This is a genomic window from Streptomyces sp. Isolate_45 (assembly GCF_024721315.2).
Classification (GTDB): domain Bacteria; phylum Actinomycetota; class Actinomycetes; order Streptomycetales; family Streptomycetaceae; genus Streptomyces.
In genome coordinates this window covers 1-17,201 of record NZ_JANFAK020000052.1, presented here as the reverse complement: position 1 = coordinate 17,201, position 17,201 = coordinate 1, and the positions used below count along the sequence as shown (strand labels likewise).

18 protein-coding genes are annotated in these 17,201 nt (G+C 74.0%); 7 read left to right on the top strand and 11 right to left on the bottom strand.

Features of this window, described 5'->3' with window-relative positions:
• Positions 1–20 precede the first annotated feature (20 nt).
• From NOD94_RS18645 to NOD94_RS18635, 3 genes are read left to right on the top strand one after another with little or no spacing between them, the layout of a single operon-like run.
• Positions 21–758, top strand: coding sequence for a MetQ/NlpA family ABC transporter substrate-binding protein (locus NOD94_RS18645; protein ID WP_281207105.1), 738 nt, complete (start codon positions 21–23; stop codon positions 756–758).
• Positions 755–1,783, top strand: a complete 1,029-nt coding sequence (locus NOD94_RS18640; RefSeq protein ID WP_281207104.1) for an ATP-binding cassette domain-containing protein — start codon at positions 755–757, stop codon at positions 1,781–1,783. The genes NOD94_RS18645 and NOD94_RS18640 overlap by 4 nt, the downstream gene beginning before the upstream one ends.
• Entirely contained in the window at positions 1,780–2,442 is a 663-nt protein-coding gene (locus tag NOD94_RS18635; RefSeq protein WP_281207103.1) for a methionine ABC transporter permease, read from the top strand. The genes NOD94_RS18640 and NOD94_RS18635 overlap by 4 nt, the downstream gene beginning before the upstream one ends.
• A 56-nt stretch (positions 2,443–2,498) precedes the next feature.
• Here the strand turns inward: NOD94_RS18635 and NOD94_RS18630 are convergent, their stop codons facing one another.
• Positions 2,499–3,035 (bottom strand): hypothetical protein, encoded by a 537-nt coding sequence (locus tag NOD94_RS18630; protein WP_281207102.1) that lies wholly within the window; start codon positions 3,033–3,035, stop codon positions 2,499–2,501.
• A gap of 117 nt (positions 3,036–3,152) precedes the next feature.
• On the opposite strand from NOD94_RS18630, the gene NOD94_RS18625 reads away from it, so the two are divergent.
• Positions 3,153–3,938, top strand: a complete 786-nt coding sequence (locus NOD94_RS18625) for a 3-hydroxybutyrate dehydrogenase (RefSeq protein WP_281207101.1) — start codon at positions 3,153–3,155, stop codon at positions 3,936–3,938.
• A 90-nt stretch (positions 3,939–4,028) separates the two neighbouring features.
• Positions 4,029–4,718 carry a hypothetical protein gene (locus NOD94_RS18620; RefSeq protein WP_281207100.1) on the top strand — a complete coding sequence of 230 codons (690 nt, stop codon included), beginning with the start codon at positions 4,029–4,031 and terminating at the stop codon, positions 4,716–4,718.
• 90 nt (positions 4,719–4,808) lie between these two features.
• Here the strand turns inward: NOD94_RS18620 and NOD94_RS18615 are convergent, their stop codons facing one another.
• Both NOD94_RS18615 and NOD94_RS18610 read right to left on the bottom strand, forming a co-directional pair.
• Positions 4,809–5,462 (bottom strand): response regulator transcription factor, encoded by a 654-nt coding sequence (locus NOD94_RS18615; protein ID WP_281207099.1) that lies wholly within the window; start codon positions 5,460–5,462, stop codon positions 4,809–4,811.
• Positions 5,459–6,652: a histidine kinase gene (locus NOD94_RS18610; RefSeq protein WP_281207098.1), complete on the bottom strand. Its 1,194-nt coding sequence runs from the start codon at positions 6,650–6,652 to the stop codon at positions 5,459–5,461. Before NOD94_RS18610 ends, NOD94_RS18615 begins: the two co-directional genes overlap by 4 nt.
• Before the next feature lie 130 nt (positions 6,653–6,782).
• Between NOD94_RS18610 and NOD94_RS18605 the strand changes: the two genes are divergently transcribed.
• Positions 6,783–7,745, top strand: coding sequence for an SDR family NAD(P)-dependent oxidoreductase (locus tag NOD94_RS18605; protein ID WP_281207097.1), 963 nt, complete (start codon positions 6,783–6,785; stop codon positions 7,743–7,745).
• Positions 7,746–7,972: 227 nt separating this feature from the next.
• Entirely contained in the window at positions 7,973–9,142 is a 1,170-nt protein-coding gene (locus tag NOD94_RS18600) for an alpha/beta hydrolase (protein ID WP_281207096.1), read from the top strand.
• 7 nt (positions 9,143–9,149) lie between these two features.
• On the opposite strand, the gene NOD94_RS18595 is transcribed toward NOD94_RS18600, so the two are convergent.
• The 8 genes from NOD94_RS18595 to NOD94_RS18560 form a co-directional block, all read right to left on the bottom strand.
• Positions 9,150–10,034 carry an ABC transporter permease gene (locus tag NOD94_RS18595; protein WP_281207095.1) on the bottom strand — a complete coding sequence of 295 codons (885 nt, stop codon included), beginning with the start codon at positions 10,032–10,034 and terminating at the stop codon, positions 9,150–9,152.
• Positions 10,031–10,867: an ABC transporter ATP-binding protein gene (locus tag NOD94_RS18590; RefSeq protein ID WP_281207094.1), complete on the bottom strand. Its 837-nt coding sequence runs from the start codon at positions 10,865–10,867 to the stop codon at positions 10,031–10,033. The genes NOD94_RS18595 and NOD94_RS18590 overlap by 4 nt, the downstream gene beginning before the upstream one ends.
• Positions 10,861–11,613: a PIG-L family deacetylase gene (locus NOD94_RS18585; protein WP_281207093.1), complete on the bottom strand. Its 753-nt coding sequence runs from the start codon at positions 11,611–11,613 to the stop codon at positions 10,861–10,863. The genes NOD94_RS18590 and NOD94_RS18585 overlap by 7 nt, the downstream gene beginning before the upstream one ends.
• A gap of 13 nt (positions 11,614–11,626) precedes the next feature.
• A complete protein-coding gene (locus tag NOD94_RS18580; RefSeq protein ID WP_281207092.1) occupies positions 11,627–12,295 on the bottom strand; it encodes a DUF1796 family putative cysteine peptidase in 669 nt (222 codons plus the stop codon).
• A gap of 106 nt (positions 12,296–12,401) precedes the next feature.
• The gene (locus NOD94_RS18575; protein WP_281207091.1) at positions 12,402–13,913 is read right to left on the bottom strand and encodes a glycoside hydrolase family 3 N-terminal domain-containing protein; all 1,512 of its coding nucleotides are present in this window, start codon (positions 13,911–13,913) and stop codon (positions 12,402–12,404) included.
• Positions 13,914–14,556: 643 nt separating this feature from the next.
• Entirely contained in the window at positions 14,557–15,711 is a 1,155-nt protein-coding gene (locus NOD94_RS18570; RefSeq protein WP_281207090.1) for a hypothetical protein, read from the bottom strand.
• A gap of 464 nt (positions 15,712–16,175) precedes the next feature.
• A complete protein-coding gene (locus NOD94_RS18565; RefSeq protein ID WP_281207089.1) occupies positions 16,176–16,538 on the bottom strand; it encodes a zinc ribbon domain-containing protein YjdM in 363 nt (120 codons plus the stop codon).
• A gap of 14 nt (positions 16,539–16,552) precedes the next feature.
• Positions 16,553–17,201, bottom strand: a 649-nt coding sequence (locus NOD94_RS18560) for a SagB family peptide dehydrogenase (RefSeq protein ID WP_281207088.1), incomplete at its 5' end; no start/stop codon positions are given.

The following is a 17,201-nucleotide window of genomic DNA, read 5'->3' as shown; positions in this document are numbered from 1 at the left end:
GTGGCGGGCGACTCCCCCGAGTGGGACGTCCTCGCCAAGGAGGCGAAGAAGGAGGGGCTCACCGTCGAGACCGTCGTCTTGACGACTACTCACTGCCCAACAAGGCCCTCGGCGCGGGTGACATCGAGCTCAACGCCTTCCAGCACCTGGTGTTCCTCGCACAGTCGAACACCGAGAACAAGACCGACATCGCTCCGATCGCCGCGACCACGGTGGTGCCGCTCGGCCTCTACTCCGAAAAGCACCGCGCGCTCGCGGACCTGCCCGAACAGGCCGAGATAGCCCTGCCCAACGACCCGGCCAACCAGGGCCGCGGCCTGCGGGTGTTGGAGCAGGCGAAACTCATCGAGCTCAAGAAGGACGCCGGGCTGTTCGCCACCCCCGACGACATCACCGCCAACCCCAAGCGCGTCAAGCTCACCCCGGTCAACGCCCAGCAGACCCCCCGCACCCTCAAGGACACCGACGCCGCGATCATCAACGACGGGGTCGCCGAACTCGCGGGCATCGACGCCGGAACCGCGCTGTTCAAGGACGATCCGACCAGCCCGCAGGCCGTGCCCTACCTGAACGTCATCGCCGCCCGCGCGAACGAGAAGGACGACGCGGACTACTCGAGGATCGTGAAGCTGTACGCGTCGAAGGCCGTTCAGGACGAGGTCCGCCGCGCCAGCAACGGCACCGCCCACCACGTCGAGCTGCCCGCCGTCGAACTCCGGGCCGAGCTCGACCGCGTCGCGAAGCAGCTGGGCCGGTGACCGCCGCCGTCGAACTGCGCGACGTACGCAAGGAGTTCCCGGGCGGCGCGCGCGCCGTCGACGGCGTGAGCCTGTCCGTCGCGTCGGGCACCGTCCACGGCGTCGTCGGCCACAGCGGCGCCGGCAAATCCACCCTCCTGCGGCTGATCAACGGCCTGGAGGAGCCGACGTCGGGCAGCGTCCTCGTCGACGGCCAGGACCTCGCCGCGCTCGGCGAGCGCGCACTGCGTCCGATCCGGCGCGACATCGGCATGATCTTCCAGCAGTTCAACCTCTTCCGCTCGCGCACGGTCCTCGGCAACGTGCTCTACCCGCTGCGCCTGTCCAAGATGGACCGCGCCGCCGCCCGGGCGCGCGCCGAGGAGACCCTGGATTTCGTCGGCCTGTCCGGATACGGCAAGCGCCATCCCGAGCAGTTGTCCGGTGGGCAGCGCCAACGCGTGGGCATCGCCCGCGCCCTGGCCACCCGCCCCAAGGTGTTGCTGTGCGACGAGGCCACCTCGGCCCTGGACCCGCAGACCACCCAGGAGGTGCTGGCCCTGCTCCGCCGCGTCAACCGTGAGCTGGGCGTCACCATCGTCCTGATCACCCACGAGATGGAGGTCGTCCGTTCCCTGTGCGACCGGGTCGCCGTCATGGAGGACGGCCGGGTCGTGGAGAGCGGCGAGGTCTACGACCTGTTCGCGCGGCCACGCCACCGCACCACCGCCGCGTTCGTCCGCTCGGCCCTGCACGGCGAACCGGACGGCCCGCTCCTGGACCGGTTGCGCGCCCGCCATCCGGGCCGGCTTGTCACGGTGCCGGTCGTCGACGGGGCCCCACTGCTGGACGGCCTCTCACCACTGCTGCGCGCGCACGGCGTGGACTTCTCCATCGTCCACGGCGGTGTCGGCGAGGTCCGCGGCAGGCCCCTGGGCAGCGTGACCATCGCGCTGCGGGGCGAGGAGTCGGCCGTCGAGGCGGTGGCCGCCGGACTCGCGGCGGGCACGGCGGCCGGCGCGGCCCGGGAAGCGGGTGTCGCGTGAAGGCGGACTGGAGCACCTTCTGGCCCAAGGTCGTCGAGGCGACCGGCGAGACCGTCTACATGGTGCTGATCACGCTGGCCCTGTCCACCGTCGGCGGCCTCGTGGTGGGGCTCTCCCTGTACGCCACCCGCAAGGGAGGCGTCCTGCCGAACCGGATCGTGCACGCGGTCCTGGGCACGTTCATCAACGTCATCCGCCCCGTCCCGTTCATCATCGCGATCGTGGCCCTGGCACCCGTGACCCGGGCGGTGGTCGGCACGATGATCGGCACCGATGCGGCGATCTTCCCGATGACGATCGTGGCGACGTTCGGGATCGCCCGGATCGTCGAGTCGAACCTGCTGTCCGTCGAGCCGGGCGTCATCGAGGCGGCCCGCTCGATGGGGGCCGGCCCGCTGCGCATCCTGCTCACGGTCCTGGTGCCCGAGGCCCTCGGGCCGCTCGTGCTCGGGCTGACCTTCATGCTCGTCGCGCTCATCGACTTCTCCGCGGTGGCCGGCACGGTCGGCGGCGGCGGGGTCGGCAACCTCGCCATGACGTACGGCTACCTGCGGTTCGACACCTCGGTCATGGTGGTGACGGTGCTGGTCCTCATCGGACTGGTGCAGTCCGCGCAGTTCCTCGGCAACCGGCTCGCACGCCGGATCCTCCGGCGCTGAATTCGGCCCCTCCACCGGCGCCGGCTCGTCGAGCGACGGGTTCACCCGGGCAGGCCCTACCAACAGTCCATGCGCGATCCGTCGGCCGACGCCTCGGCGAAGACGTGGATCCAGGTTCGGGGCACGGAGCCGGTCGGCTCGGGGCCCGGGTCCACCTGGTAGAACTCGCGGAGGTCGCCGGGTGTTTCGAAATCGACTGTGACGCTCGGCCGGTCCGGGGACTCGAAGCAGGTGACGGGGATCCGGCCCTCCGGCACCGCCCCGGGCAGCTCGACCGGGTGCCAGCCCGCCGCCTGCAGTTCCCGTGCGTAGTACGCCAGCACGTCCGCGGCGCTCCCGTCGTACACGTACAGCCGGTCCGCGCTCAGCCAGGCGTCCCCGCTGTCATCGGTACAGGTGGCCCCGTCCGCCGCGCCGCCGTCGACGGGCCTGGCCCCCGCCGGGTGCAGGTCCAGGGCCGACAGCTCATCGAGGGCCGCCAGCTCGGGGCCGGTGCCCTCGCAGGTCGTGAAGGGGGAGAGGAAGGAGCATCCGCTCAGTGTGGCCCCGACGAGCACGGTCGCGAGCAGCAGCCGCAGTTCGATCATGTTCATGGCGGAATTATGACCCCACGGCCGGCTCCCCCTGGTGCCCACCGCCATGTCCGGGGTCCCGACTGTGGCGGCGGCGCACATCGGCAACCGCCGGCGGCCCTCCCTAACGTTCGGGTCATGACGAGCGGATTCGGTGGAACGGCGTCCGGGGCCCCGGCGGGCGGACTGAGCGGGCGCACGGCCCTGGTGACCGGCGGTGGCAGTGGCATCGGGCGTGCCTGCGTCGAGGCCCTGGCCGCCGCGGGGGCCTTCGTCCACGTCGTGGACGTCGACGCTCCGGCCGCCGCCGAGGTGGCCCGGCGGGTGGACGGGCGGGCCCACGCGGCGGACCTGGCCGATCCCGGCGCCGTGGCGTCCCTGCCCACGGATCTCGACATCCTCGTGAACAACGCCGGACTGCAACACGTCGCGGCCATCGAGGACTTCCCGCCGGAGCTGTTCGACCGCCTCCAGAGGGTGATGGTCACCGCCCCGTTCCTGTTGCTGCGCCGCGCCCTTCCGCACATGTACCGGCGCGGCTGGGGCCGGGTCGTCAACATCTCCAGCGTGCACGGCCTGCGGGCGAGCCCCTTCAAGTCCGGTTACGTCACGGCCAAGCACGCCCTGGAGGGCCTGAGCAAGGTCACCGCCCTGGAGGGCGCCCCGCACGGTGTGACGAGCAACTGCGTGAACCCCGGCTACGTGCGCACGCCGCTCGTGGAACGGCAGATCGCCGCCCAGGCCGAGGCCCACGGAATCCCGCCGGAGCAGGTCGTCGACGAGGTGCTGCTCCGCGGCTCGGCCATCAAACGGTTGATCGAGCCGGAGGAGGTCGCGGCCGTCGCCCTGTGGCTCTGCGGGCCGCACACCGGCCACGTCACGGGCACTTCCCTTCCGATGGACGGCGGCTGGACCGCCGCTTGACGGACGGCGCACCGGCCGCAGGCGGTCTCCCGAACTCCCCCACCCGTCACGCCCATTAGGTTAGGCTTGCCTAATCATTGGGGGTACGGAATGGTGGACAGCACGGCACACCAGGCCCAACAGGACGAGTGGGCCGATCGAATACTGGCGTGGATCACCTCGCAGGAGCAGATGGACCGAGCCCTGCGCGAAGTCCTGCGCCGCACGCCCAGCCAGCGCGAGGAGACCGTCGCGCACATGGCGGAAGCCGTACGGGCCGCCGCCCAGGGACTGACCATCCCCGGGTGCGCCGCGGCGGCGGGCATTCCCGAACACATGCTGCGCGACTGGCTGGACCTGGACACGAGCTTCGCGGAGGCGCTCCGCTCCGCGCAGGCCCTGGCCGCGGCGCACGGCCTCGGGCCGGGGGCGGCGCCGACCCCGGCGGCCCTCCGGTTGGTCCTGGACGCGATCCGCAAGGGGGCGACCTGGCCCGTGGCGGCGGGCCTGGCGGGGATCTCCGTCCGCCGGTTCAACCGCCTGCGCGCCGAGGCGCCGCCCGTGGCGGCCCTGATCGCCGCTGCCCAACGGGCCCGGTCGCCGCGCAAGAACGGCTCCGGCCCGCGCCGCCGCCCCGCGCGGAGCACGGGCCGTCGTACGGGGTACCGGCTGGTGCTCCTCGACGATCCCCTCCTGTCGTCCGGCCACCCACCCCGCGCGGGAGACGCGCCCGCGCCGAACGACGGCCGACGCGAACGCGGTCCGACCGGTCCCGCCGACGGCGCGGCGACACCGGACTGATCCGGGCCGGTCGGGCGAGCAGGTCGTCCCCGTCCGATCTCGCGGCCGGGCAGGATCCGGAACGGACGGTCGCCCGCGGAGCAGGGCGGCTCAGTTCGGCGTGATGCCGGTGAGGACGGCGAGAACCGCGAGACGGATGCGGTTGTCCCGGCCCGTCTTCGCCATCAGGCCGGCCACGTGCGTCTTCACCGTGGTGACGCCGAGATGCAGCCGGTCGGCGATCTCCTTGTTGGACAGGCCCACGCCGAGCAGTCCGAGGACCTCTCGCTCGCGGGGGGTGATGGCCGGCACCGGGATCTCCGTGGGAGTGTCCGCGGCGGAACGGGCCCGGAGGGCCTGGGCCACGAGGCGGTCGAGGACGTCCCGGCTGAAGGGGGCCTCTCCGTCGGCGGCCCGGCGTACGGCCTCCAGGAGTTCGGCCGGTGGGGTGTCCTTGACGAGGAAACCGCGGGCTCCGGCCGCGAGCACCGGATACAGGTGGTCGTCGTCGTCGAACGTGGTGAGGGCGACGACCCGGGTGGCCGGGCGTGCGGCCACGATGCGGCGGGTGGCCGTGATGCCGTCCATTCCGGGCATTCTCAAGTCCATGAGGACGACGTCGGGAGTCAGGTGTTCCGCCAGTCGCACCGCCTCCGCGCCGTTGTCCGCTTCGCCCAGGATCTCGATGTCCCGCGCCTGCTCGAAGAGCATGCGCAGCCCCATGCGGACGAGCTGCTGGTCGTCGACGACGAGGACGCGGATCACAGCCGGGGCTCCATGTCGGTGGTGAGGGCGGGTAGTTCGGCCGCGAGCCGCCAGCCCTGAGCGGCGGGGCCCGCCTCCAGTCGGCCGCCGAGCAGGTCCACGCGTTCCCGCATGCCGATCAAGCCGTGTCCGGAAGGGCCGGGGGCCGGTGGCCGGGCCCGTCCGGCGCCGTCGTCGCGGATCGTCAGGTGAACGGCGTCATCGGCCACGCGCAGGGCCAGCTCGGCGTGCGCGCCGGGCCCGCCGTGCTTGGCCGCGTTGGCCAGGCCCTCCTGGGCCAGGCGCAGGACCGCGAGGCCGCGTACCGCGTCGAGCCGCGCGACGCGGGGGTCCACGGAAGCGGTCACGGTCAGGCCGGTCCGGCGGCCGTGTTCCACCACCGACTCCAAAGCCGCCGGCAGGGCTCCGGGCTCGACCAGGGAACCGGTGTCGGGATCGGTCCGGTCCGGGGCTCGCAGTACGGTGACCAGGCGCCGCAGATCGGCCAGTGCCGCGCCGGCGCCGGCGTGCAGGTCGTCGAGGACCTCGGTGATCCGCGGGTCGGTGGTGGGGGTGGCCGCGGTGACGTGCCGGGCGACACCGACGCGCAGCACCATGGAGGAGACGTGGTGGGCGACGAGGTCGTGCAACTCGCGCGCGATGACGGTGCGTTCCGCCGCGCGGGCGGCCAGCAGCTGTTGTTCGGCGCGCAGTTCCCGCTGCTCCGCGTGTCGACGGGCATGCGCCGCGGCGTCCCGGGTCACGCGTACGTACGCGCCCAGGAGCAGCGGCAGGCCTGCGACGATCCCCACCTTGTAGAGCACCGGCAGGAGTTCGCCGGGCAGGTCCTCGAAGCGGTTCACGACGACGGCCAGCGCCAGTCCCGTCGCCCCGGCGGCAAGGCGACGTCCGGACTGCCGTACCGCCAGCTCGAAAAGGGTGACGGCGGCCAGCACTTTCACCGAGGGAACGATGCTCGCGCCCAGGGCGTGTGCGACGACGAGCAGGACCGACTGCGCCAGGAGCGCGCCGAACACCCATTTTCCCGCGGCCAGGCACAGCACGAGCGCGACCGCGGCGAGGCCCAGGTCCGTCGTCGTGGACGGCCGCTGCAACAGCAGGAGATGGCCGACCATGACGCCGGCGAGGGCCAGGACCCGCACGCCGGCGAATCTCCTGTCGAACGCGGGCTCGATCCAGGCTCTGTTCACGCCCCCACGATAGGCGGACGCCCCTGCGGCCGGGTCCTGCCGTGGGAGGAGGCCGCCTCCTCCCACCGGCCGCGATGTCCGGCCCGTGGAGGGAGTCGGGGACCCGCGTCGGGCAGCGAGGCTGAGCGGCATGAACACCAATGCGCACACGGTCACGACCGCCAACGCGGACGCAGGGTCCGCTGCCATGGGGCGACGGTCCCTCCTAGGTGGCGCCGCCGCCCTGGGGTTGGGGAGCGCGGCCTTCGGCACCACCGCCCACGCGACCGGCGCCCGGTCGAGGTCGGGCACCGGGGCCGGCCGCTTCCAGGGAAAGTCCGTGCTCATCACGGGTGGCACATCCGGCATCGGCAGGGCGGCGGCGAAGGCGTTCGCCCTGGAGGGCGCCCATGTCGGATTCTGCGGCAGGCGGGTCGAGTTGGGGCGCCAGGTGGCACGTGAGATCCGGGACGCGGGAGGCGAAGCCACGTACATCGAGGCCGACGTCCGCGTGGACGCCCAGGTGCGCGGCTTCGTGGACCGGGTCGCGAGCCGGTACGGCGGCATCGACGTCGCCTTCAACAACGCCGGCATCGGCAGCGGCAAACTGCCCCATGAGATGAGCGTCGAGGAGTGGGATGACGTCCAGGCCACCAACGCCCGGGGGGTGTTCCTCGCGATCAAGTACGAGATCCCGCACATGCTCAAGGCGCAGCGCGGCGTCATCATCTGCACCTCGTCATCGGCGGCCGAACAGGCGCGGCCGAACAGCGCCGCGTACACCGCGAGCAAGCGGGCGGTGCAGGGCATGGTGAAGTCCGCGGCCCTCGCGTACGGGCCCAAGGGGATCAGGCTCAACGCCCTGCTGCCCGGTACCACCGATACCCCCTTCGTCCGCCCGCCGGGAATCCCGGACGCGGATTGGGCGAAGTACAAGCAGGCGTGGGGACCGCTCAACGTGGACGGTCTCGAACGGATGGGCGAGGCCGAGGAGATCGCGCGCGCGGTGCTCGGGCTCGCGTCCGACGACTTCCCCTACATGACGGGTGCGTCGATCTCCGTGGACGGTGGAAGCACCGCGGGCCGGAAGATGGTCCAGCCGAGCGGTACGTGAGGCCGGACCCTTCCCCGGAGGAACCCGCAACCGCCGAATGACCCTCCGCCTCCGCCTCCTCACCGGCACGGTGGCGGCGGGGCGGCGGGGCGGCGCGTGGACGCCACTCGCAGCGGCCGGGGCTCCCGGTGCCGAAGTCCTATCGGGTGACTGGAGAACCTCTGGGCAAATTGGTCCAGACCAACTACGTTGGGGCGTCGCCAGGTTCGCCGTTTCCCCGAGGGTGGATGATGATCACGCGTCGCTCCGTTCTGCTGCTCGCCGGCTCGGCCGCCGGTGGCATGCTGCTGCCCGCCACCGCCGCCCAGGCGGCCGCCGCGCTCCCGCTGCCCGCCCCCACCGCGCCCCGGCCCATCGGCACCCGCACCCTCCACCTGGTCGACGCCGCGCGCGAGGACCCGTTCGCCCCGGACCGCCGCCCGCGCGAGCTGATGGTGCAGCTCTGGTACCCCGCCCTGGGCAGGGCGGGACGCCCCCGCGCCCCGTACACCACCGCCGCGGTCGCCGCCGACCTGGAGTCCGGGCTGCCCCTGACCACCGGCACCCTGGCCGCCGTCCGCCCGCACGCCCGGGACGGGGCCCCCGCGGCGCACGGCCCGCTGCCGCTGCTGCTGCTCGGCCACGGGCGCGAGGGGGGCCGGGCCAACTGCACCGCCCTGGCCGAGGACCTGGCCGCGCACGGATACCTCGTCGCCGCCGTCGACCACACCTTCGACGCCGCCGTGGTCGAGTTCCCCGGCGGCCGGATCGTACGCGGCGTCCTGCCCGAGGAGCCCGCCGACTGGGGCGCCCAGGAACGCCTGGAGATCCGGGCCCGGGTCGACGACCTGCGCTTCCTCGCCGGCGAACTCCCGCGGCCGCGGGGCGGCGCGGGCGGGTGGGAGTGGCCGCGGGCCGACCCGGCACGGATCGGGGTCCTCGGCCACTCCATGGGCGGGTCGGCCGCGGCCGAGGTACTGCGCGTGGACCGGCGCTTCCGGGCCGGACTCGGCCTGGACGGCGCCCTCTTCGGCTCGCCGGTGGCCGAACAGGGGCTGGACCGGCCCTACATGCTCCTCACCGCGCTGGAGGACCACGACACCTGGCGGCAGTGGCGGGACCATCAGCGCGGCTGGGCCCGCCAGGTGCGGATCGCCGGCACCGGGCACCTGACCTTCACCGACCTGCCGCACTTCGCCGCGGCGGGCGGACTCCCGCAAGCCTGGCCGACCGACCTGTACGCGGAACTCCTCGGCACCCTGACCCCGGCCAGGTCGGCACAGTTGGTCCGGGCCTACACCCGGGCCTTCTTCGACCGCTTCCTGCGGAACCTGCCCTCCCCGCTGCTGGACGGCCCCTCGCCGCGGTTCCCGGAGGCGGAGTTCCGCTGGAGCCACCCGGGCACGGGAGCCCGCTGACCACGCGTCAGGAGTACCGCGTCACCAGACCCCGCCTGCGGAAGGAGCGCATCATCCGGCTCAGCGCGAACAGGCTGAGCAGCATCAGGAGGAGCGTCCCGGCGGTGGCGATGCCCAGCTCCCGCCAGGGCATCGCCCCTCCCCCGGTCAGGGCCCGCCCGGCGGCGAACACGTGGGTGGTGGGCAGGATCTCGGCGAGCGGTCGCAGCGCCGCCGGTAGCGTGGAGACGGGGTAGAAGACCCCCGACAGCGGCATCACCACGGACAGGGCGCCCCAGACGAGGGCCTCGGCCCCGCTGCCGTACCGCAGCACCAGGCCCACCACCAGCAGGGCCACCGACCAGCCGCAGGCCAGCAGCAGGGCCGCCACCGGGACCAGCCCGAAGCCCAGCGCCGTGACGTCGAAGGCGTAGGCGGCGAAGGCCAGTCCGGCGACCGCGATCGTACTGACGGCGGTGCGCAGCAGGGCGAAGAGGCCGACGCCCGCGAGGTACTCCCATTCCCTCATGGGCGTGGCGAGGAGGCCCAGGAGGTTGCGCGACCAGGTCTCCTCCAGGAATCCGGTGGCGAGCGAGATCTGCGTCTGGTGGACCAGGTGCCACAGGACCGTTCCGCTGAGCAGGTACACGGCGACGGCGGTCGTCGCTCCCGGGTCGGTGCCCGCCGCCTGGGCGGCGAACAGGCCGATGGACCCGTAGAGCAGGGTGTCGACGAGCGGCCAGACCAGTACGTCGAAGAAGCGGTGCGGGCTGCGCTTGAGCACCAGCCAGTGCCGGCGGGCGACGGCGCGCACCCGGTGCGCGGACGCGGCGGCCGGGGGGCGCAGGGCCGCGGGGGCGGTGTCCGGTGCCGCGCTGTCCGGTACGGCGGGGGGAGGGAGCGGGGTCTTCATCGGGCGGTGGCCCTTTCGCGGTCGCGTTCTTCGGCCAGGTGCAGGAAGACGCCCTCCAGGTCGGCCCGGCCGAAGCGGTGCGCCACCTCGGCGGGCGTTCCGTCGGCGGCGATCCGGCCGCCGTGCAGGAACATCACCCGCTCGCACAGCCGTTCCACTTCCACCATGTCGTGGCTGGTGACCAGCAGGGCGGTGCCCTGTTCCGCCGAGAGGGCGAGCAGCGCCGTGCGGACGCGCAGCGCGATGTCGGGGTCGAGGGAGGCCGTGGGTTCGTCCAGGATCATCAGCCGGGGTTCGTGGAGGGCCGCCTTGGCGATGCCGACCAAGGTGCGCTGCCCGCTGGACAGTTCGGTGCCGATGGCGACGCCCAGGTGCTCGATGCCGAACCGGGTCAGGACCCGGTCCACGGCGGCGCCGGGGGCGCGCAGCCCGTAGAGGTCCGCGTACAGCCGCAGGTACTCGCGCACCCGGACCCGGTCGGGCAGGGGCAGGTAGCCGGCGACGAAGCCGACGCCCTGCATGGCCCGGGCCCGGTTTCCGTGAAGGTTCCTGCCGAGGATCTCGACCCGCCCCGCGTCCGGCTCGACGGCTCCGAGGCACATCAGGAGCGTCGTCGTCTTGCCCGCGCCGTTCGGGCCGAGCAGGCCGAGGCGCTCCCCCGCCCGGATCGTGAAGCCGACGCCGTCGACGGCCCGGCCGCGCCGGTACTCCTTGACCAGGCCGGTGGCCGCCATCACGACGGGGCGCGGGTCCTCGGCCGACCGGGCCGACGGGAGGGCGGGGGTGGGAGCGGGCGCGGGTGCGGGTGCGGTGGGGCGGTCCGGGGTCAGCACGGCGGGTCCAGGGGCGTCAGTTCCCAGATCACTTCGGCCCGCAGGGGTCCGGTGCGGGAGAGGAAGGTCCCGTGGTCGGGGACGAGTGCGCTCAGCTGGGAGGCGTAGCACAGCACGGCCTCGTGCTTGGCCTGCCACTGCTCGTCGCTCAGGAGCAGTTCGTGGCGGACGGTGGCGCGGTGCCCGCGCGACAGTTCCTGGTACGCGAGCCCGCACATCGGGCTCCGGGCCAGTGCCGCGCTCGCCGCGTCGGTGCCCCATTCGGGCAGGTGCCCGGTGTAGGGGAGGTCGGCGTAGACCCAGGGGGCGGGGGCGTCCAGGGCGGCGAGGACCTTCGTGGCGCGCAGCCGCACGCTCTCGTGGTCGGGCTGGTTGCTGCCGAGCGGGGCCAGGACACGGGTGCCGGGGGCGAGGTCCTCCAGGAAGGCGTCGAGGAGGTGCGGTTCGCCGCCGTCGCCGTACGGTCCGTCGGGGTGATCGAGGACGACCTGTGCGACTCCGAGCCGGTCCAGGGCCCGGGCGTCCTCGCCGCGGCGGGTCCGGTGGGCCTGCGCGGCGGAGGCGAACCCGCAGGTGCTGTCCCACCACGACGTCGGGGCGCCGGGCGCCGGGGCGCCGCCGAACACGGTGACGACGGCGACCGGTCCGGGCAGTGCGGGCAGTAGCCCGGCGAGCGACAGGACGGCGTCGTCGAAGTGCGGGGAGAGGACGACGGTGCGCCACGGGGGCGGTGCGGGAGCGGGCATGGGTTCCTCCGGATCAGGTGCGGGTGGCGGGGCGGGAGAGGGGGCCGGATCGCGGGCGTACGGGCCCGGGCCCCGGGGTCGGGGGGTCGAGCGCGGCGAAGGCGGCGTCCCACTGGGCGTCGTCGCCCTCCCAGCGGCCGGGCAGCGCGGCGACCGTGCCCCACCGGACGCCGGGCGGGAGGTCGGTCGTGTCGCCGGGAGGCGTGCGGCGCAGCCACAGCAGGGAGAAGCTGTGGCCGGGGTGGCGTTCGCGGAGCAGGGTGTGCAGGCGGGCCAGGTCGGGGGCTTCGAGCTCGTCGAAGGCGTCGTGGTGGACGTACAGGACGTGGGCGCGGGAGGTGGTGAGGTCCCGCCAGCGGGCGGCGAGGTGCTCGAACTTGGCGCGTACGGCGGCGAACTGGCCGGCGATGTCCTCGGCCGTCAGCGGGCCGCCGGCCGTGGCGTGGAAGTCGTGGAAGAAGCGGATCCGTGAGCCCGTGTCGAGTGCGCAGGTGCCGTTGCCGAAGGGTTCGGTCAGGCCGGGGCGCAGGACTTCGCGGAAGTCGGTGGCGAGGGTGTCGAGCACGGACGCGAAGTCGAGGTCGAGCCAGTCGAAGAAGTGGGCCCGGTCGTCGCCGGTGATCCGCCGGATCTGGTAGGTCGATTCGCAGTGGTAGCCGAGGCCGACGCAGACGTCGTACACCTGGTCCTCCGGGGTGGCAGGGGGATGGGCGGTCCGGGTGGTCGGGGTGGGGTGGCCGGGGTGGGGTGGCCGGATGGGGTGGCCGGGGTGGGTCCCCTCGGAGTGGTCAGTTGCGCAGTGGGCCGGTGCAGGTGCGCCCGGTGAGGAGTTCGGCGGCCGCGACCGCGTTGACCAGGCCGGCGCCCCGGGTGAGGATCTGCCGGCCGCCCGGTTCCGGGGTGCGCGGTCCGAGGCCCATGTCGACGGTGACCAGGTCCGGCCTGCGGGTGCGCAGGGCGCGCAGCGTGGCCGCCTGCCAGGGGTCGAGGGCCGCGTCGCGCACGACGACCGCGACGGGGCCGGTCTCGGGCAGCGCGATGTCCCGCGGGTCGGCGCCCGGTTCCACGTCGGTGGCGGAAGCCAGGGCGTCGAGCAGTTTCAACGCGGGCGCGAGGCCCCAGGGGGCGGTGCCGACCGCCATGTTGCCGCCGGTGAGGAGCCGTACGGTGTGGACCGCCCGCACCGGCTCCTCGTCGCCGCCGGCCGGCAGGCCGGCGGCCACGAGGGCTCGCCGGGCCGCGACGAGGCCGATGCCGGAACCTCCCGCGGAGCCGTCCGCGGCCGCGGGGACCGGGTGCGGGCCGGCCGTCGGCGCCGCCCAGGCGCGGAGCGCGGCGACCCGGGCGGCCGCCTCCTCCAGGCGTTCGACGGTGAGGTCCCCCGTGCGCAGGGCCCCCTCCACCGCCCGGTGGACCTCGGGAAGGATCCGCTCGCCGTCCGTGGCTCCGAGCAGGACGAGGTCCACGCCGGCGGCCCAGGCCAGGACGGCCGCGCCGCCGAAACCCCAGCGGTCGCGTACGGGGGCCATCTCCAGGGCGTCGCTGATCACCACCCCGTCGTAGCCGAGTTCCTCGCGCAGTAGCCCGGTGACGATGCGGCGGCTCAGGGTGGCCGGCAGGTCGCAGAGGTGCGGGAGTCGGATGTGGCCGGTCATGACGGCCTTGGCGCCGGCGGCGATGCCCCCGGTGAACGGTGGCAGGTCGAGGGCGCGCAGGGCGTCGAGGCCGCGGTGGATGTCGGGCAGCGCCGAGTGCGAGTCGGTCCCGGTGTCGCCGTGTCCGGGGAAGTGCTTCAGGGTGGCGGCCACTCCGCGCTCCTGGAGGCCCTCCACGAAGGCCCCGGTGTGGCGGGCGACCGGTCCTGGTCGGGAGCCGAAGGAACGTACCCCGATGATCGGATTGGTGGCGCGGGAGTTGACGTCGGCGCAGGGGCCCAGGCAGAGGTTGATCCCGGCCTCACGGAGGTCGGAGCCGACGGCCCGGGCGACCTGTCGGGTGAGTTCGGGGTCATCGACGCCGCCGAGCGCGTGGTTGCCCGGGTAGACGCTGCCGCGGTGGTAGTCGAGCCGCGTGACGTCGCCGCCTTCCTCGTCCAACGCGATCAGGGCGTCGGGCCGTACCGCGCGGATCGGGTCGACGATGTCCTCGCGCAGCGAGCGCCCGGTGGACTGGAGGTTGGTGCCGAACAGGCCGACCCCGGCGATCCCGTCGTCCAGGGCGCGCAGGATCCAATCGGGCGGCACCCGCCCGTCGTAGGCGGGCAGCAGGCAGGCGTTGACCAGGGTCGTGGCAGTGCTCACGGGCGTTCAACCTTCGGGAACGGGACGGAGGAGGGCGGGCGGGCGGGGGCGGCGGATGCCGTGTGGCGGGCCCGGGCGGCCGGGGCGGCCGGGCCGGGTTCGGGGCCGGTCGGGCCACGACGGAAGGGGTCGCGCTCCCGGAGGGGAGCGGGGCCGACCGGACGGGTCGGACCGACGGGTTCGGCGGAGTTCGGCCGGATGCGGCGCGGAGGGCGCGGGCGCGGCGGGGCGGGCCTTGGGGGCCGGGCGGATGGTGCGGTGGGGCGGCGTGCGAGGGGCAGGGCGGAACTGCCGCCGGGGTACCGGCCGAAAGGGCCGTCGGCAAGGAGGTCGGGAGGTGAGCGGGCGGAAGGCGAGGAGGCGGGAGGCAAGGAGGGCGGACGGACCGCTGGGAGGCGACGAAACCGGGGGGCGGGAGATGGAAGACCGGGAGACGGAGGGCCGGGAGGCGAAGGCCCGGAGGCCCGGAGGCGGAAGGCGGATGGCGGTCGGCCGGAAGGCGGAAGGCCCGGAAGCGGGAGACCCGGAAGCGGGAGACCCGGAAGCGGGAGGCCGGGAGGCGGGAGGCCGGGAGGCGGAGGCCGGGAGGCCGGGAAGAGGGAGCCGGGAGCCGGGAAGCCCGGACGCGGGAGGTCGGGAGTGGTCAGCCGGTGGTGCGGCGGTGCAGCAGGATGCCCGTGCTCCCGCGCTTGCTGAGGTAGGCGCGGCCGCCGCAGACGGCTTCCAGCGCGGGGCGTACGAGGACCTCCTCCTCGGCGGCTTCCCAGTGCGCGGCCCTCTCCAGCCAGGGTGCGAGCCGGGTGGCGAGCGCCTCGGGCTCCAGGGCGACGAACACCCGGTCGGTCGGCAGGGTGTCGAGCAGGTCGAGGTCCTGGCCGTAGTAGAGCATCTCGATCAGGAGGTACGCGGCTCCGGGCAGCCGGGGCCGGGCGGCCAGCTCCTCCAGGCCGTCGGGGTGGACCTGGGCCGTGTCGCCGACTCGGGCGACCAGGCGGTCACGGAACGGCGTGTTGGGTTCGGTGGCCTCCACCGCGAACCCCTTGGCGCCGAGCCGTGCGGTGAGCGCCCCCTCGCAGGCACCGACCTCGATCAGCGGTCCGTCCGCCGGGGACAGCCGGCCGGCGATCCAGGCGGTCGTCGCGTCCAGCCGTTCCGCCTCGTAGGGGGAGCTCTCGAACTCCCACGGGTCCTCCACGGAGGCGGCCCCGTCGTCGAGGCTGGACAGCAGGGCGAACAGCCGGTCGCGTTCGCCGGGTTGGGCCTCGAAGTACCGTTCGGTGGCGGGGACGCGGGCGGTGTACAGCATCTGCTCCGGCGAGGCGGACCGCAGGAGGTGACCGCAGTGCCGGTTGACGAAGTCGAGTTTGGCGGTGACCTGGGAGCCGTCGAGGGGCCGGTCCAGGTCGCTGATGAACTGGAGGAACGGCGAGTAGCCGACGGCGTGCCGGACGGGCAGGCCCGCCCCCGCGAGGGCGGCGTCGCGGCCGAGCACGCCCCGCCCGCGGCGGTTGTCGGCGGGCGAATGGGTCCACAGCCGGGCGGACCGCCCGGCGGCGGCCCGTTGCACGAGGGCGGCGAGCGGCTCCGGACCGGGCGAGGCGGCCGTGTCGTCGACCGGGCGCACGTGGCGGGCCAGTACGGCGAGCCGTTCGCGCAGCTCCGTGCCCGGGGGCAGGACCAGGTGTGCACGGGTGTCGCCGCACAGCACGTGGACCTCGGTGCGCCGGGGGTCGGCGAGGACGGAGAGGAAGTCGAGAACCGCGTCCTCGGCTCTGAGTACAGCCACGATGTCGATCACGGACGGGTCCTCCATCAGAGGTTTCGGCGGCGTGCGGAACGGGCCCGCAGCCGGCCGGAGCGAGTTCTGTTAAGAACCCTAACCATCACGTCACCAGGTGGTCCAGACCAATTTCACGCCGATCGAAGCCCTACCGCCACCCCCTCGAAGCCTCCTCGCGGCGGACTCGGGACCGGTTCGCGGGTCGGCTCCGTTCCCGCTCTCCGGGCACCCTCACGCGCCGGTCCCGAGCGACCGGCGCACCCGGTACGGGCGTGGGACCACGGGGTTTTACGCCCCTCCCGCGCCGCGCGCGACAGCCCGCGCGGCAGCGGGGGAACCGGACCGCGGGCGGGGGGAAAGCGGCCCGGGGGCCGCGGGGCGGGCGGGCCGGACGACGTCGCCCGGCCCGCGGCCCGAACCGTATGAATTCAGCCAGACGCCCGCGACGGGTCGGCCCGTCGCGGCATCCGGGTGCGGAGGGGTCAGCCCTTCCTGACCACGCCGGACTTGAGCTGCATGGGGCCGAACCCCTCGACCTTGCAGTCGATGTCGTGGCCGTCCACACCGTCGACGAGGCGGATGTTGCGCACCTTGGTACCGGCCTTGATGCCGGTCGGGCTGCCCTTGACCTTCAGCCCCTTGACGACGGTCACCGTGTCACCGTCCGCGAGGACGTTGCCAACGGAGTCCTTGACCACCCGCTCCGCCGGCTCGTCACCCGAACCGGGCACGGCCGCGACGGGCGACCACTCGTGCCCGCACTCGGGGCACACCAACAGCGCGCCCATCTCGTAGGTGTAGGCGCCGGAGCACTCGGGACAGGGGGGCAAGGAGACATCGGTCATCGCGGCAGTCTATTTCAGGACCCGTTTCCCCACGTGGCGGCGGACGCGGCCCGGGTGTGCGGGTGGCGGCCGAGCGGCAGGAGGTACTGGAGCGGCTGCGTCAGGTCGTCCAGCCCGAGGAGTTCGTGCGCCAGGTCGTCGTGGAAGCCGCCCAGCGTCGTCCCGCCCAGCCCGAGGGCGGAGGCGACGAGGAGGAGGTTCTGTGCCAGGTGCCCGGTCTCCAGCAGGGCCAGCCTCAGGGCGCGCAGGCCGTACCGGCTGCGGAGCAGGCCGAGGTCCGCGTACAGGCCGAGGAACACCGGGGCGGCGTCGATGCCGATCGCGGCCGGGTCCGTTGCCGGCCGGGACAGGTACGTCGACAACGCCTTGATCTCCGCGACCTCCGGAGCCGGGCCGACGTACCGCAACGTCCTGCGTTCGGGTACGCAGTCGTAGGTGCCCGGCGCCACCCCGGCCACGTCGAGGACGATCAGCCGTACCCGGGCCGTGTACAGGGCGCCCGCGCTGGGGTGGGGGCGGTGGGCCACGGTCAGGACGGATCCGTCGGGGAGGCGCCGCTCGGAGCTGCCGCCCTCGGCCAGGGAGTGCCACAACAGCGCGCCGAGGGTGCCGGCGTCGAGCGGCCCGCCGAGGGCCCCGCGGACCGAGGCGCGGGCGGCGAGG